Origin of the sequence: Pseudomonas sp. BCRC 81390 (assembly GCF_030341915.1) — a bacterium.
In the GTDB taxonomy this organism is placed as follows: Bacteria; Pseudomonadota; Gammaproteobacteria; order Pseudomonadales; family Pseudomonadaceae; genus Aquipseudomonas.
The window spans coordinates 1-259 of record NZ_JATAAG010000072.1 but is presented as its reverse complement, the minus strand read 5'-3'; the positions used below and the strand labels follow the sequence as shown (position 1 = coordinate 259).

General features: G+C 51.4%; 1 tRNA gene and 1 rRNA gene. Both read left to right on the top strand.

The features are described from left to right. Positions 1 to 63, top strand: a 16S ribosomal RNA gene (locus tag QSV36_RS22990); the annotation flags it as partial. Positions 64 to 148: 85 nt separating this feature from the next. Beyond that, positions 149 to 225 (top strand) — tRNA-Ile (locus QSV36_RS22985). Positions 226 to 259: the final 34 nt, after the last annotated feature.

Below are 259 nucleotides of genomic sequence, written 5' to 3'. Positions count from 1 at the left end.
ATGACTGGGGTGAAGTCGTAACAAGGTAGCCGTAGGGGAACCTGCGGCTGGATCACCTCCTTAATCGACGACATCAGCCTGCTGATGAGCTCCCACACGAATTGCTTGATTCATTGTAAAAGACGATGTTGTAACGCGACCCTGTTATAGGTCTGTAGCTCAGTTGGTTAGAGCGCACCCCTGATAAGGGTGAGGTCGGCAGTTCAAATCTGCCCAGACCTACCATTACATGGTTCAGCCGTAGAATACGGGGCCATAG